Source organism: Streptomyces sp. C1-1 (genome assembly GCF_050214755.1).
Lineage (GTDB): Bacteria > Actinomycetota > Actinomycetes > Streptomycetales > Streptomycetaceae > Streptomyces.
Genome location: NZ_CP189826.1, coordinates 2951479 through 2965806 on the forward strand (window position 1 = coordinate 2951479; position 14328 = coordinate 2965806).

Genomic DNA, 14328 nt, shown 5'->3' on the forward strand with positions numbered 1-14328 from the left:
TGGCTCGTGAGTTTCTCCCGTCCCCAATTCTCGTCCTCTTGACGATAACGGCGTCCACCGTTTATCGTCGAGGAGACGAGAACGAGGGGGTCCGATGGCCGACATCACCCGGCGCCTGGGCTGGCGCCATCTCAGGGGCGCGCCCACGGCGCACATCCGGCACCACCGGGACGGCAGGCTGCTGCACGACGGACCGGGGCTCAGCTTCTGGTTCCGCGCACTGACCGCGGCCCTGTCCGAAGTCCCGGTCGACGACCGGGAGTTGGCGATGACCTTCCATGCCCGCACGTCCGACTTCCAGGACGTGGCGGTGCAGGCGACGGTGACGTACCGGATCAGCGACCCGGCCCTCGCCGCGGCCCGCCTCGACTTCTCCATCGACCCCGACACCGGGGTGTGGCGGGGCGCGCCGCTGGAACAGCTCGGCACCCTGCTGACGGAGACGGCGCAGCAGCACGCGCTGGACGTCCTCGCCCGTACGTCACTGTCGTCGGCGCTCGTCGACGGCGTGGCGGCGGTACGGGAACGGGTCGCGGCGGGGCTCGCGGCCGAACCGCGGCTGCCGGCGACCGGTATCGAGGTGGTCGCGGTGCGCGTGATCGCGCTGCGCCCGGAGCCGGAGGTGGAACGGGCGCTGCGCACTCCCGCCCGCGAGCAGATCCAGCAGGAGGCCGACCGGGCGACGTACGAGCGCCGGGCCGTGGCCGTCGAGCGGGAGCGCGCCATCGCCGAGAACGAACTGGCCAGCCAGATCGAACTCGCCCGCCGCGAGGAGCAGTTGGTGGAGCAGCGGGGCACGAACGCGCGGCGCGAGGCGGAGGAGCACGCGGCGGCCGACGCGGTCCGCGCCGAGGCCGAGGCGGCACGGACGGTCCGGCTCGCGGAGGCGGAGGCGACGCGGTCGGTGCGGCTGGCGGACGCCGAGGCACAGCGCACCGAGCGGCTCGCCGAGGCCGAGGCCACGAAGGCGGTACGGCTCGCCCGGGCGGAGGCCGAGGCGGCGCGCGAGGTCGGCGAGGCGCGGGCCCAGGCGCAGGCCGCCTGGCTGCGGGTGCACGGCGACGTCGACGTGGCGACCCTGCACGCCCTCACCGGGACCCGGCTGGCGGAGAACCTGCCGCGCATCGACAGCGTGACCGTCTCGCCGGACGTGCTGACAGGGCTGCTGGCGCGGCTCGGCGGCGGGGAACCGGCGTGAGCCTCGCACCCCGCGCGGTCCTGGTCCACCGCACCACCGAGTACGAGGAGTTGCTGGCCCACCACGGCACCCACGGGCAGGCCGCCTTCTTCCTCTCCTCTCGGGGGCGGGACATCGAGGAGGTCGCCGAGCGGCACCGGCGGACCCGGCGGGCGCTCACGGAGGTGACCTCGGTGATTCCGCCGGGCTGGCGGCAGAGCTGGGTCGAGCGGGCCGATCTGGACCGGTTCCTGTTCGCCCCGGAGGACGTGGTGGTCGTGGTCGGGCAGGACGGTCTGGTGGCGAACGTCGCCAAGTACCTGGCCGGGCAGCCGGTGGTGGGCATCGACACCGACCCCGGGCGCAACCCCGGCGTCCTGGTCAGGCACCGGACGGGCGACGCGGCCCGGCTGCTGCCCGCGGCGCTCGCCTCCGGCACAGGGGTGGACGAGCTCACCATGGTCGAGGCGGTCGCCGACGACACACAGCGGCTGGTCGCGCTGAACGAGATCTACCTGGGCGCCGCCGGACACCAGACGGCCAGGTACCGCCTGGGCCTCGAGGACGACGGGGGTGTCGTCGAGGCCCAGGCCTCCTCCGGGGTGCTGGTGGGCACGGGGACCGGCGCGACGGGCTGGCTCAGGTCGGTGTGGCAGGAGCGGGGCGCCGCCCTGTCCCTGCCGCGCCCCACCGAGGGCCGTCTGCTGTGGTTCGTGCGCGAGGCCTGGCCGTCCCCGGCGACCGGGACCTCGCTGGTCGCGGGCGAGCTCGCCGCGTCCGGCGGGCTGCGCGTCACCGTCGAGTCGGAGCGGCTCGTCGTCTTCGGGGACGGGATGGAGACGGACGCGCTGGAGCTGACCTGGGGGCAGTCGGTGCGGGTCGGCGTGGCGGGCACGTCACTGCGCCTGGTCGGCTAGCCGAGCCCCCTCCCCCGCCGACCGCCCCTCGCGCACCGGCGCCCACAGGGCGCCGGCCGACACCAGCGCGACCACCGCGGACGCCACCAGCACCGTCACACTGCCCAGCGCGGCCGCGAGTGCGCCGCCGCCCAGTGCGCCGACGGGCACGGTCACCAGGAGTGCATGAAGGTGATGGTGAAGCCGACCATGTCCGGTTCGCCGGCGAGGACGGCGGCCGCGCACTCGGCGACGAACTCGCCCGCGTACCTCCGCATCTCTTGGGCGGTGTCGATCGCGACGCCGCACCGCCCGGCGTAGTCGCGCAGGGTCCCGGTACCCCAGTCGGGGTCGTCGTACAGCACGCCGGAGAACACCCAGTCGCCCAGGCCGTGGAAGATCGAGTCGCTGCCGACCCGGACGTGGTCGCCCGGCCTGAGCCGGCCGCCGGAGTGCTTCAGCAGGAACTCCGCCCAGCGCAGCGAGCCGTGGAACTCGCGCACCTCGTCGCCCGGACGGGTGCGCGAGACCAGCGTGTGCAACAGGCCCGCCTGCAGTGACGGAAGGTCGATCGGATGCCAGGGCATCGTCACCAGGTGGACGCGCAGGCCGTTCAGCGCGTCGGCCGTTTCTCCAGGACGCGCGGCTGCCGGTTGGTCTTCTCCTCTTCGCGGACGACCACCTTCTTGATCTCCACCTGTGCCCCGCCCTCCTCGAACTCGGCTGATCCATAAGCCTGTTCAAGTTAGGCGGGGTACCCGAGGGACACAAGGGCGCCGTGGGCCGTGAGGTGAGCGGGGCTCACGAACGGCTCAAAGCCGCGGGTCCACCGGCTCCGACTCCAGGGCCAGCACCCCGAACACGGCCTCGTGCACGCGCCACAGCGGCTCCCCCTCCGCAAGCCGGTCCAGGGCCTCCAGACCCAGGGCGTACTCGCGGATCGCCAGCGAACGCTTGTGGCCGAGGAAACGGGTGCGCAGCCGGGTCAGGTTGTCGGGGCGCGTGTACTCCGGACCGTAGATGATCCGCAGGTACTCGCGGCCCCGGCACTTGACGCCGGGCTGCACCAGCCGTCCCTCCGTGCTGCGCACGAGGGCGCCTGCCGGCTTGACGACCATGCCCTCGCCGCCGCGGCCGGTCATCTCCAGCCACCAGTCGACACCCGCCCGCACCGACTCCGGGTCACCGGTGTCGACGTAGAGCCGCCGAGTGGTCTGCAGCAGGCCGCTGCCGTCGTGTTCCACCAGCCGGTCGAGCAGCGCGAGTTGCTCGTCGTGCGGCAGCGCGGCGAGGCTGCGGCCCTGGACCGCCAGGATCTGGAACGGTGCCAGGCGCACGCCGTCCAGGCCGTCCGTCGTCCAGCAGTAGCGGCGGTAGGCCTGCGTGAACGCGGCCGCGTCCGACGCCCGTTCGCGGTGCCGGGCCAGCAGGTCGGCCACGTCGACGCCCCGCTCGGCGGCGCCCTCCAGTGCGGTGAGGGCACCCGGGAACACCGCCCCGGACGCCGCGCCGACGGCCGCGTACTGCGAGCGCAGCAGCCCGGACGCCTTCAGCGACCAGGGCATCAGCTCGGCGTCCAGCAGCAGCCAGTCGGTGTCGAGTTCGGCCCACAGACCGGCCTCGGTGACGGCGGCGCGGACGCGGCCCAGGACCTCCTCCGTGACCGACTCGTCGTCGAAGAACGGCCGCCCGGTGCGGGTGTACAGCGAGCCCGTCGGGCCCTCGACACCAAACCGCTTGCGCGCGGCCTCCGCGTCCCGGCACACCAGCGCCACCGCCCGCGAGCCCATGTGCTTCTCCTCGCACACGACACGCGCGACCCCGTCCGCCGCGTACTGGGCGAACGCCTCGGCGGGGTGCTCCAGGTAGCCCTCGACGTGACTGGTCGCCGTCGGCGCCATGGTCGGCGGCAGGTACGGCAGCAGGCGCGGGTCCACGGCGAACCGGCTCATGACCTCCAGCGCCGCGGCCGCGTTCTCCTCGCGCACGGCGACCCGCCCGGAGTGCCGGGTCTCCACGACCCGCCGCCCGTGCACGTCGCCCAGGTCGAGCGGCCGCCCGTCCTGCCCGCCCGGTGCCTCGGTGCGCAGCGGACGCGTCGGCTCGTACCAGACCCGCTCGGCCGGTACGTCGACGAGCTCGCGCTCCGGCCAGCGCAGCGCCGTCAGCTTGCCGCCGAAGACCGCGCCGGTGTCCAGGCAGATGGTGTTGTTGAGCCAGGTGGCCTCCGGTACCGGGGTGTGGCCGTAGACCACGGCCGCCCGGCCGCGGTAGTCCTCGGCCCACGGGTAGCGCACGGGCAGCCCGAACTCGTCGGTCTCGCCCGTCGTGTCGCCGTACAGGGCGTGCGAGCGGACCCGGCCGGAGGTGCGACCGTGGTACTTCTCGGGAAGGCCGGCGTGGCAGACCACGAGCCGGCCGCCGTCGAGGACGTAGTGGCTGACGAGCCCGTCGATGAACTCCCGTACCTCGGCGGCGAACTCCTCGCTCTGCCCCTCCATCTGCTCGATGGTCTCGGCGAGTCCGTGGGTGTGCTGGACCTTGCGGCCCTTGAGATACCGGCCGTACTTGTTCTCGTGGTTGCCGGGCACGCACAGGGCGTTGCCCGACTTCACCATCGACATAACGCGGCGCAGCACGCCCGGGCTGTCGGGGCCGCGGTCGACGAGGTCGCCGACGAAGACGGCCGTACGGCCCTCCGGGTGGACGCCGTCGGTGTAGCCCAGCTTGCCCAGCAGCGTCTCCAGCTCCGAGGCGCAGCCGTGGATGTCGCCGACGATGTCGAAGGGTCCGGTGAGGTGGGTCAGGTCGTTGAAGCGCTTCTCGGTGACGACGGTGGCGTTGTCGACGTCCTCCGTTCCGCGCAGCACGTGCACCTTGCGGAAGCCCTCGCGCTCCAGGTGGCGTATGGAGCGGCGCAGTTCGCGGATGTGCCGCTGGATGACCCGGCGGGGCATGTCGGCCCGGTCGGTGCGCGCGGCGTTGCGTTCGGCGCACACCTCTTCCGGCACGTCGAGGACGATGGCGATGGGCAGCACGTCGTACTGCCTGGCCAGGTCGATCAGCTGGCGGCGGGAGTCCTGCTGCACGCTGGTGGCGTCGACGACGGTGCGGCGGCCGGCGGCCAGGCGTTTGCCGGCGATGTAGTGCAGGACGTCGAAGGCGTCCCCGGTAGCGCTCTGGTCGTTCTCGTCGTCGGAGACCAGGCCGCGGCAGAAGTCGGAGGAGATCACCTCGGTCGGCTTGAAGTGCCGGCGGGCGAAGGTCGACTTGCCGGAGCCGGAGGCGCCGACGAGGACGACGAGGGAGAGGTCGGTGACGGGCAGGACCCGTCCCCTGTGCTGTGTCGTCTCGGTCATGCCGCCTTCGCCTCCTTCTCGTGGGTGGTGAGCGTCCGGAACACGGCCATCTGGGTGGGCGGACCGACCTCGGGGTCGTCCGGCCCGACGGATACGAACTCCACGCCGTAGCCGTGCCGTTCGGCCACCGTGTGCGCCCAGGCGCGGAACTCCTCCCGCGTCCACTCGAAGCGGTGGTCGCCGTGCCGGACGTGGCCGGCCGGGAGGGACTCCCAGCGGACGTTGTACTCGACGTTCGGGGTGGTGACGAGGACCGTGCGCGGGCGGGCCGCGCCGAACACCGCGTACTCCAGCGCCGGGAGCCGGGGCAGGTCGAGGTGCTCGATGACCTCGCTGAGCACGGCGGCGTCGTACCCCTTGAGCCGCTTGTCGGTGTACGCGAGCGAGCCCTGGAAGAGGGTGACCCGCGCGGCCTGCCGCTCGCCCATGCGGTCCAGCTTGAGCCTGCGGGAGGCGATGGTCAGCGCGCGCATCGACACGTCGACGCCGACGATCTCGGTGAACCGTGCGTCCTTGAGCAGCGCCTGCACCAACTGCCCCTGGCCGCAGCCGAGGTCGAGCACCCGGGAGGCTCCGGCGGCGCCCAGGGCCTCGATGATGGCGTCCCGTCGCTGCACGGCGAGCGGGGTCGGCCTCTCCTCCGCCTCGGTCTCCTCCTCGACGGCGTTGTCGATGTCCTCGACCTCGCTGTCGTCGGCCTCCGCCAGCCGCACGAGTTCCAGGCGCTCCATCGCCTCCCGGGTCAGCGACCAGCGGCGCGAGAGATAGCGGCTGGTGATCAGCTTCTGCTCGGGGTGGCCGGGCAGCCAGCCCTCGCCGGCCCGCAGCAGCTTGTCGACCTCGTCCGGCGACACCCAGTAGTGCTTGGCGTCATCGAGGACGGGGAGCAGCACGTACAGGTGGCGCAGGGCCTCGGCGAGGGTCAGTGTCTCGGACTCCAGCAGCAGACGCACATAGCGCGAGTCGCCCCACTCGGGGAACTCGGTGTCCAGGGCGACCGCCTCGGCGGTGACCGTCCAGCCGAGCGGCTCGAACAGACGCCGTACCAGTCCCGGACCGCCGCGGGCGGGCACCGCGGGCACCTCGATGCGCAACGGACGTGCCTGCCCCGGCAGTTCGGGCCGGGCCCGGCACATGCCCTTCATCGCGCTGGAGAACACGCCGCTCAGCGCCACCGCGAGCAGCGAGGAGGCCGCGTACGGGCGGTCGTTGACGTACTGCGCGAGCGCCGCGTCGGGCGCCCCGCCGCGGCCCTTGCCCTTCCCCCGCCGCACCAGCGCCACCGCGTCGACCTCCAGCAGCAGCGCCGCCGTGCAGCGCTGGTCGTCCGCCTCGGGGTAGAGGACGTGCGCCGTGCCGTAGGAGGTGGAGAACGCCTGCGCCTTGTCGGGGTGCTTGTGCAGCAGGAAGCCGAGGTCGGTGGCGGGGCGTTCGGGGGTGCCGGTGGTGGTGATGGTGAGGAACATGGGCAGGGCCTCTCAGGCCGGTCGACGGTTTCGGCTGCCGTACGCGCGAAAGCCCCCAGGAAGGGTGATCCTGGGGGCTCGGCAGGACGACGCTCCCACCTTCGCACACGGCGCCCGGCCGGCGCCCCGGTTTATTTCCTCAGGTCACGACAGCTGCGACTGGACCTGGGCGGAGATCAGCTCCAGGTGGTCGAGGTCGTCGAGGTCGAGGACCTGGAGGTACATGCGCCGGGAGCCGACGGCGGCGTAGCGGCCGATCCTGTCGACGACCTCGGCCGGGGTGCCGGCCAGGCCGTTGGCCTTGAGCTCGTCGACCTCGCGGCCGATGGCGGCGGCCCGGCGGGCGACCTCCTGGTCGTCCTTGCCGACGCAGACGACGAGGGCGTTGGAGTAGACGAGGTCGTCGCCCTTGCGGCCCGCTTCCTCGGCGGCGGCGCGGACGCGGGCGAACTGGCGCTCGCTGTCCTCGATCGAGGCGAACGGCATGTTGAACTCGTCGGCGTACCGGGCGGCGAGGCGCGGGGTGCGGGTGGGGCCGTGGCCGCCGATCAGGACGGGGATCTTCTCCTGGGCGGGCTTGGGCAGGGCGGGCGAGTCGGTGAGGTCGTAGTAGGTGCCGTGGAAGTCGAAGGTGTCGCCGAGCTTCGTCTGCCACAGGCCGGTGACGACGGCGAGCTGCTCCTCCAGGCGGGCGAACTTCTCCTTGGGGAACGGGATGCCGTACGCCTTGTGCTCCTCCTCGAACCAGCCGGCGCCGATGCCGAGTTCGACGCGGCCGCCGGACATCTGGTCCACCTGCGCGACCTGGATGGCGAGGACGCCGGGGAGGCGGAAGGTGCCGGCGGTCATCAGGGTGCCCAGCCGGATGCGGCTGGTCTCGCGGGCCAGTCCGGCGAGGGTGATCCAGGCGTCGGTGGGGCCGGGCCGGCCGTCCACGTCGCCCATCTTCAGATAGTGGTCGGAGCGGAAGAACGCGTCGAATCCGAGGTCCTCGGTGGCCTTCGCCACGGTGAGCAGGGTGTCGTAGGTGGCCCCTTGCTGGGGCTCGGTGAAGATGCGCAGGTCCATACCTCCATCCTGCACACCTCCGTGCCGGTCAACCGCACCGGTACCCGCCGTCACTCCCGTCCCCGGTCGGGTGAAATCGCGTCAACGCGGGGCGCGGGGGTGCCCGCGCCAGTGACCGGGTCCGAAAGTGATCGTTGCTCGTGCGGAGCCGGACCGCCGGCGCCCGCACCGGTCGGTCCTCGCCGGGGCGTCACCCGTGTCGGCCTCTGTCGTTCCGGGGCCGGGGGCCGAGGAGGCCGTCGATGTCCGAAGAGTCAACGGTGCCGCCGCAGGGCGGGAGCACCGGCCGGCCGACGGGCCTGCTGCAGCAGATGGAGGAGCTGATGGCGGCCCTGAACGCGAATCTGTCCGCCCTGGACGCCGGCCCCTGGTCGGCGGGCCGCGGCACCGCCGACGCCGAGGTCCAGGTCCGTCCCGGAGGGCCGGGGTCCGCCTGCTGAAGTCCTTCTGCCGGAGATCCGTCGAAGGGGCCCTAGCCCGCCTCCCTCTCGGACAGCCGCTGCTCCCCCTCCGCCAGTTTGCGCAGCATGTCCCGCACCCGGTCCCGGGACTCGTCGGCCGCGTCGATGGCCTCCATGCACTGCCAGTACGTGGCCTCGTCGTCCGCGGCGCAGGCGAGGCCCACCAGGGCGATGCCGACCTCGCCGAGGAGGCCGCCGAGGCAGAGGAGGGCCTGGCGGGCGTCGCCCAGTTCGGTCAGCTGGGCCGCGCGCAGGTCTCCGGCGGCGAGCCGCGGGGTGTCCAGGACGCCACAGCCGCGGCCCGCCAGCTCCGTCAACCCCAGTGCCTCGCCGCGCAGTTCGGGCGGGCCTGCCACCGCGAGGCGGCTGCCTATCGCCTGGGCCAGGGCCTGCGCCTGCCACACCTCCCTCAGGATCTCCGGCGCACCGCCGCCCATCGCCAGGGCGCGCCTGCTGGTCACGATGAGCCGAACAGCGTCCATACGCTGCCCCCGTCCGTCTTGACGCGCTGCCCACGCGTCCATCCGCCCGAACTCCGTTGTCCACTACCCAGAGTGAGGGGCTGCGGGACGAAAAGCCAGAGGTGGGCGGAAATCTGTGGACAACAAATCGATTTCGGACCGGATTTTGACTGCGGAGAGTGAAAGCGGATCGAACGGCTCCTTACGGCGCCGGGAACCGCCGCTCGTTCCGGTCGATCTTGGCGTCGAGGGCCGCGAGGGGGTCGATGTCCAGGACGTGGCAGAGCTGGAGCAAGTAGGCGAGGACGTCGGCGACTTCGTCGGTCACCCGGTGCGCGGTACCGGGGTCGTCCATCACCCGGGCCGACTCCTCCGGCGTCAGCCACTGGAAGATCTCGACCAGTTCGGAGGCCTCCACGCTGAGGGCGGCCACCAGGTTCTTGGGGGTGTGGTACGGCTGCCAGTTGCGGGCGGCGGCGAAGTCGGCGAGCCTGCGCTGCAGTTTCGCCACGTCGAGGGGTTCGCGCGAAGGATCGTTCACGGCTCCAGGTGTACCACCGTGACCCCGTCGGCCCCGGCGGTCCATGACGCGTCGGCGACCCCGGCGACCACGCGGATGTGGCCCCGCTGCCCCATGCGCGCGGCCAGCCGCAGCAGTTCGCGGCGCTGGCCCAGGTCCAGCGACCGGTCGAAGGCGTCGGCGAGGACGGTGAGCGTCTGCATCGCGGCGGGCACCTCGCCGGCCGTGTCCACCTCCAGCACGCCCGGCCCGGTCAGCAGGACCAGGGCGAGGGCGACGTAGCGCAGTTCGCCGTCGCCCAGACGCTCGAACGCCGTCCGGAAGCCGTCGCCCCGGTCGAGCAGGCCACGGACCGTGCCGTCGGCGAGCGGTTCGGCGAGTACGTCGGTCACCGTCCCGGCGCATCCGGCGCGCACCGCGGCGACGAGCTGCGCGTGCCGGCGCCCGCACTCGGCGCGGGTGCGCCACAGGACGTCGGCGAGGTTGTCGCAGCCGGGCAGGAGCCGGCCGGAGGCCGTCGGCACCGGCCGGCGCATGCGGCCGGGGCGGGGGTCGCAGGCGAAGACGGAGCGCAGGGCGACGACCATCTGTTCGGCGGCGGCGAGCACCTGGCGCTGTCCGTCGGTCTTGCCGGCCACGCGCAGCGGCAGCAGCGCCGTGCCGAGCCGGTCGTCGGGCAGCGGGGCGCGGGTGACCGGGGTCGCGCCGGCCGTGTGCCAGGCGGCCTGGACGACACGGCGGGCGGGGTCGCGCAGGGCGGTCTCCAGCAGGATCAGGCCGCCGGAGGTCAGGCGCTCCCCCACGACGCGCAGTTCGGGCTCGGCCTGTACGGCGACGTCGAGCCGGACCGGCCCCTCGGGGCCGTCGGCCGTGCAGCCGATGCGGAAGCCGCGGCGGTGCTGGGCGTCGGGGCGGGCCCGGTCGGGCACGCAGGCGCCCGGGTCGGGGAACACCTCGGCGACCGGGGCTCCGCCGCCGAGCCGGGCGAGCGCCTCGTAGGCCCGTAAGGCGGTGGTCTTCCCGCAGCCGCTGGGCCCGGCGAAGAGGGTGAGGGGCCCGATCGGGAACCGCGCGCCGCGGTGGCCGGCGAAGGCGGACAGCCGCAGTTCGGTGAGGCAGGGGCGGGCCACCACGGGCCGGTCGGACAGCGACGGCACAGGGGCGCCGGGCTCCGGTGACACAGATGACACGCTCATGGCCGGACCGTACGGCCCCACAATCCGCGGAACCGTTCCACCTCCGCGCCCTTCCCACGAACGGACGACAGAGCACTGCCCCTGACGACCTCTGGGTCAGCCGCCGGAGACTCCCGCGCTTTCCATCAGGCCCGTGACCTCCGTGCCGGCCGGGGTGAGGAGGAAGACGTTGCGGTCGACGCGGTGCATCCCGCTCGCCAGGCCGAAGACGACTCCGGTGCTGAAGTCGAGGACGCGCTTGGCGACCTCCGTCTCCGCGCCGCTGAGGTCGAGGAGGACCGGCACGCCTGCCATCAGGGTCTCGGCGACCTCGCGGGCGTCGCCGAAGACGTTGACCCGCAGGACGACGAAGCGGCGGCGCGGCTCGGTCACCGCTTCCGGGTGCGAGCGATGGTCCACCGCGGACGGCCAGGCGTCCCGGCCCCGCAACGGCACGACCTGGGCGAGCCCCTCCCACTGCTCATCGGTGACGTCGTACCTGTTCACCGGTTCCCCCCGAACTGACTCGCCTTCATTTCCTGCACCACCCAATTCTTACGCCAAGTCACCCGTTCGGCCCAACAGCGACACGGTCCGCGACTGCCCCACGCGACGCAAGCAGCCACACATTCCAGGTCTTACCGGGCTCACACCGGACTCTTCACCTCCGGCCACACCCCGCTCACCGGGCGGGTCTAGCGTCCGATGACGTGCACTTGGCAGAAATGAAGCAGGTGACACCCGGTCGGCGGATGCAGTCGGCGGTGTCCGCCCTCCCGGAACAACCCGCGCAGTGGCACCGCGTCCTGACGTTGCTCGCCGACATCAGCCTCTTCATCGGCACCCGCGCGATCTGGACGCAGGCGGAGAGCCACCGCCCGGCCGTCGCCGCGGCCATATCGGTGTGTTACGCCGCGATCCTGGTGAGCGGCGTGCTGACGCTCGTCGTGCGCCGGGCGAGTTCGCTCCGACGGCTCGACGCCGTCGTGCTGGTGACCGCCGTGGCGCTCGCGCTGTGCGCCTGGGCGATGAACCACGGCGGCTCCGACGAGGCGGTGCTGACCACCCAGGCCGCCAGGGAACTGGCCGCCGGCCACCCTGTCTACGGACAGCCGTGGCCGTGGCTGTTCACCAAGGGCATCGCGCTGACCACGACGTTCAACGGCGGCTACGACTTCACCTACGGCTACCCCCCGCTCGCCCCGCTGCTCACCGCGCCCCTGCTGTGGATCGGCCACGGGGGCGCCCCGGCGACGGCGGTGAGCACGGGCGCGCTGATCGTCGGCACGGTCGTGCTGTGGCGGATGCTGCCCTGGCAGTGGCGGTCGGCGGCCACCATGGCCTGCCTCGGCTTCGGCTTCCTGCCCACGTACGCCCGTGAGGGCTACCCGGCGATCACCGCGCTGGCCCTGCTGATCCCGGTGGTGGTGCGCTGGCCGCGGATCGGGCTGGGCGGGCGCCTGGGGGCGTCCGGCGTCGCCCGGGCCGCGTGTCTGGGCGCGGCGTGCGCGGCGCAGCAGCTGCCCTGGTTCCTGACGCCGTTCCTGCTGGCCGGGATCTACGCGCTGCGCCGGGGCGAGCTCGGCGGACGGGCCGCGGCGCTGGTGGTGGCGCGGATCTTGGGTGTCGCCGCGACCGTGTGGCTGCTGATCAACACGTACTTCATGGTCAGCGAGCCGGGCACCTGGGCCACCGGTATCGCGCTGCCACTGATCCAGGGGGCGACGCTGCACGGGCAGGGCCTGGTCGGCGTGTCCCTGTACTACACGCACGGCAGCGACCGGCTCGACTGGTACGGGCACGCGAGCATGCTGCTGGCCGTGGCCCTGCTGGCCCTGCTGATCCTGTTCATGCGCCGGCTGGGACCGGCGGCGACCGTGCTGCCCTGGTGCGCCTTCTACCTGGCGACCCGCTCCCAGGACGGCTACTACCTCATGATGACCCCGCTGTGGCTGGCGGCCGCCGTCACCGCGCCCCCGACCGAGTTCGTGCGGGCGTGGCAGCCGCGCCCGCGGATGCTGACCGGCCGCCATCGGCGCCCGGCGCTGGTCGCGACGGCCGTACTGCTGGTCGTCCCGGCGCTGGTGAGCGCCGTCGTGGCGGTCACGGGGAAGCCGCCGCTCAGGACGGAGATCGCCGCCGTGCGCCGGACGGCCAAGGACGCGAACGTCCTCACCCGGCTGACGCTGCGGGTCACCAACACGGACGACAGCGCACTCGAACCGCACTTCATGCTCACCGTGGGACAGGGGCTGCGGCAGTACTGGACGACTCTGCGGGGACCGGCCAGCCTGCCCCCGCACACCACGGCCGACTATGTGATCCGGCCGGCCCACGGCGGGTTCGCCCTGCCGGGGCCGCATGCCAGGCTCCGGCTGCGGGTGTTCACCGCCGACCCGCAGACGCTGTCCAGCAGTGACGTACGTCTGCGCGTGGACGGCCCCCACGGCGGCGGGGCCGGGCGGCCCGGCCGGTCCCGCTGAGGCCGGGCGGTCCGGCCGGTCCCGCTGAGCGGCGTCAGGCGGCGTCAGGCGGCCGAGCGCACGAAGCGGAGCGTGGCGGTGACCGTCGCCGGGCCGCGCATCATCCCCATCTGGTTCCAGCCGAGGCCGAACTCGGCGCGGTCCACGGTGAACTCCGTCTCCAGGGTCAGCGCGCCGGCGCCGGCGTCCACCAGGCGGGCGGTGACGGACTGCGGGCGGCTGATGCCGCGCACGGTCAGCTGACCGGAGACCTCGACGGTGTCGCCGGACCGCACCGCGGCGTCGCGGACGGCGAAGGTGATCTCGGGGTGGTTCGTCACGTCGAAGAAGTCGGCCGAGCGCAGGTGTTCGTCGCGCTTCTTGTGCTGGGTGTCGAGGGAGGCGGCGTCGAGCGTGATCGTTCCGGTGGCGGACCCGTCGGCGCTCACCTCGCCCCGGCCGCCGACGACACCGAAGGTGCCTTTCACGGTGACCAGGCCCCACATCGTCTTGTGGCGCAGGGCGACGGTGGTGGCGGCGGCGTCGAGCTGCCAGACACCGGTTTCGACGGCGACGGTCATGGTCTTCTCCTGTGAGCGGGGGCGGGCGAAGGGGTGGTTCAAATTTGGATGACTGGCACGCTAGCCCATTATCCAAATCTGGACAACCGCCTCGTCCAAAAATGGACAATGGGTAGACTCGACGCATGGCCGATCCCGACGAGCACCGCACCGAGCTGCCCGAATGTCCCTCCATGCGGGGCGGCGGACTGCTGCCCAAGGAGCTGCGGGCCTGGATGGTGATGCTCGCGGCCATGGGCGCGGTGGAGCAGGAGCTGCGATCGGTCGTCAAGGACCGGCTGGACGTCTCCCACGACGAGTTCCTGATCCTGTGCCTGCTCGCCGAACAGCCCCGGGCGGGTCTGCGCATGACGCGCGTCGCGGAGCTCCTCGGCCGCCCCAAGACCCGGCTCACCTACCAGATCGCCTGTCTCCAGCACGCCGGACTCGTCACCCGCAAGTCGGTCTGCGGCGACAAGCGGGGCATCGAGGTCGCCCTCACCGACAAGGCCCGCGGGCTGCTGGGAGAGGCCTCCGATGCACTCGCCACGACGGTCACCCGGGCCCTGAACCATGTGATGGGCCCCGATCAGCGCGAGGCCATGCGCGGCCTGATGCCGGAACTCGCCGGCGAGGCCGAGGAGGCATAGGGCCGGATGGCCCTTCGTGGCCGGGGTACCCGGCGGTCCCGTGCCGTTGTGCCGTGTCCGTGACCGGAGGAGG

15 protein-coding genes are annotated in these 14328 nt (G+C 72.8%); 5 read left to right on the top strand and 10 right to left on the bottom strand.

All coding sequences use genetic code 11. The features are described 5' to 3' along the window. The first annotated feature begins 94 nt into the window (after positions 1-94). Together ACQF4J_RS13355 and ACQF4J_RS13360 are read left to right on the top strand one after the other, a co-directional pair. Complete coding sequence (locus ACQF4J_RS13355) at positions 95-1198, top strand: SPFH domain-containing protein (RefSeq protein WP_351570487.1); 1104 nt, start codon at positions 95-97, stop codon at positions 1196-1198. Next, positions 1195-2094 carry a hypothetical protein gene (locus ACQF4J_RS13360; protein WP_351570484.1) on the top strand — a complete coding sequence of 300 codons (900 nt, stop codon included), beginning with the start codon at positions 1195-1197 and terminating at the stop codon, positions 2092-2094. Before ACQF4J_RS13355 ends, ACQF4J_RS13360 begins: the two co-directional genes overlap by 4 nt. Here the strand turns inward: ACQF4J_RS13360 and ACQF4J_RS13365 are convergent. The 5 genes from ACQF4J_RS13365 to ACQF4J_RS13385 all read right to left on the bottom strand — a co-directional run bounded on the left by ACQF4J_RS13365 (position 2074) and on the right by ACQF4J_RS13385 (position 7966). Beyond that, positions 2074-2250 carry a hypothetical protein gene (locus ACQF4J_RS13365; protein WP_351570481.1) on the bottom strand — a complete coding sequence of 59 codons (177 nt, stop codon included), beginning with the start codon at positions 2248-2250 and terminating at the stop codon, positions 2074-2076. The two genes, ACQF4J_RS13360 and ACQF4J_RS13365, sit on opposite strands and share 21 nt — an antisense overlap. Then, positions 2247-2660: a hypothetical protein gene (locus ACQF4J_RS13370; protein WP_351570478.1), complete on the bottom strand. Its 414-nt coding sequence runs from the start codon at positions 2658-2660 to the stop codon at positions 2247-2249. Before ACQF4J_RS13370 ends, ACQF4J_RS13365 begins: the two co-directional genes overlap by 4 nt. 225 nt (positions 2661-2885) lie before the next feature. Then, the gene (locus ACQF4J_RS13375; RefSeq protein WP_351570475.1) at positions 2886-5432 is read right to left on the bottom strand and encodes a polynucleotide kinase-phosphatase; all 2547 of its coding nucleotides are present in this window, start codon (positions 5430-5432) and stop codon (positions 2886-2888) included. Then, the gene (locus ACQF4J_RS13380; RefSeq protein ID WP_427165689.1) at positions 5429-6898 is read right to left on the bottom strand and encodes a 3' terminal RNA ribose 2'-O-methyltransferase Hen1; all 1470 of its coding nucleotides are present in this window, start codon (positions 6896-6898) and stop codon (positions 5429-5431) included. Before ACQF4J_RS13380 ends, ACQF4J_RS13375 begins: the two co-directional genes overlap by 4 nt. Before the next feature lie 144 nt (positions 6899-7042). Further along, complete coding sequence (locus tag ACQF4J_RS13385; protein ID WP_351570469.1) at positions 7043-7966, bottom strand: LLM class F420-dependent oxidoreductase; 924 nt, start codon at positions 7964-7966, stop codon at positions 7043-7045. A gap of 242 nt (positions 7967-8208) precedes the next feature. Here ACQF4J_RS13385 and ACQF4J_RS13390 point away from each other — a divergent pair, with 242 nt between their 5' ends. Beyond that, positions 8209-8406, top strand: coding sequence for a hypothetical protein (locus ACQF4J_RS13390; protein ID WP_351570463.1), 198 nt, complete (start codon positions 8209-8211; stop codon positions 8404-8406). A 32-nt stretch (positions 8407-8438) separates the two neighbouring features. On the opposite strand, the gene ACQF4J_RS13395 is transcribed toward ACQF4J_RS13390, so the two are convergent. The 4 genes from ACQF4J_RS13395 to ACQF4J_RS13410 all read right to left on the bottom strand — a co-directional run bounded on the left by ACQF4J_RS13395 (position 8439) and on the right by ACQF4J_RS13410 (position 11090). Continuing rightward, on the bottom strand, positions 8439-8909 hold the full coding sequence (locus ACQF4J_RS13395; protein ID WP_427165690.1) for a DUF6099 family protein: 471 nt from the start codon (positions 8907-8909) through the stop codon (positions 8439-8441). A 181-nt stretch (positions 8910-9090) separates the two neighbouring features. Continuing rightward, complete coding sequence (locus tag ACQF4J_RS13400; protein WP_272176340.1) at positions 9091-9474, bottom strand: nucleotide pyrophosphohydrolase; 384 nt, start codon at positions 9472-9474, stop codon at positions 9091-9093. Beyond that, positions 9426-10604: an ATP-binding protein gene (locus ACQF4J_RS13405; protein ID WP_351799354.1), complete on the bottom strand. Its 1179-nt coding sequence runs from the start codon at positions 10602-10604 to the stop codon at positions 9426-9428. The genes ACQF4J_RS13400 and ACQF4J_RS13405 overlap by 49 nt, the downstream gene beginning before the upstream one ends. A gap of 96 nt (positions 10605-10700) precedes the next feature. Continuing rightward, the gene (locus ACQF4J_RS13410; protein WP_058922476.1) at positions 10701-11090 is read right to left on the bottom strand and encodes a cell division protein SepF; all 390 of its coding nucleotides are present in this window, start codon (positions 11088-11090) and stop codon (positions 10701-10703) included. Between the two features lie 245 nt (positions 11091-11335). Here ACQF4J_RS13410 and ACQF4J_RS13415 point away from each other — a divergent pair, with 245 nt between their 5' ends. Further along, the gene (locus ACQF4J_RS13415) at positions 11336-13066 is read left to right on the top strand and encodes a hypothetical protein (protein WP_351570514.1); all 1731 of its coding nucleotides are present in this window, start codon (positions 11336-11338) and stop codon (positions 13064-13066) included. Between the two features lie 44 nt (positions 13067-13110). On the opposite strand, the gene ACQF4J_RS13420 is transcribed toward ACQF4J_RS13415, so the two are convergent. Then, positions 13111-13626: a YceI family protein gene (locus ACQF4J_RS13420; RefSeq protein ID WP_351570455.1), complete on the bottom strand. Its 516-nt coding sequence runs from the start codon at positions 13624-13626 to the stop codon at positions 13111-13113. Between the two features lie 125 nt (positions 13627-13751). Here ACQF4J_RS13420 and ACQF4J_RS13425 point away from each other — a divergent pair, with 125 nt between their 5' ends. Continuing rightward, positions 13752-14255: a MarR family winged helix-turn-helix transcriptional regulator gene (locus ACQF4J_RS13425; RefSeq protein ID WP_351570452.1), complete on the top strand. Its 504-nt coding sequence runs from the start codon at positions 13752-13754 to the stop codon at positions 14253-14255. The last annotated feature ends 73 nt before the right edge of the window (positions 14256-14328 follow it).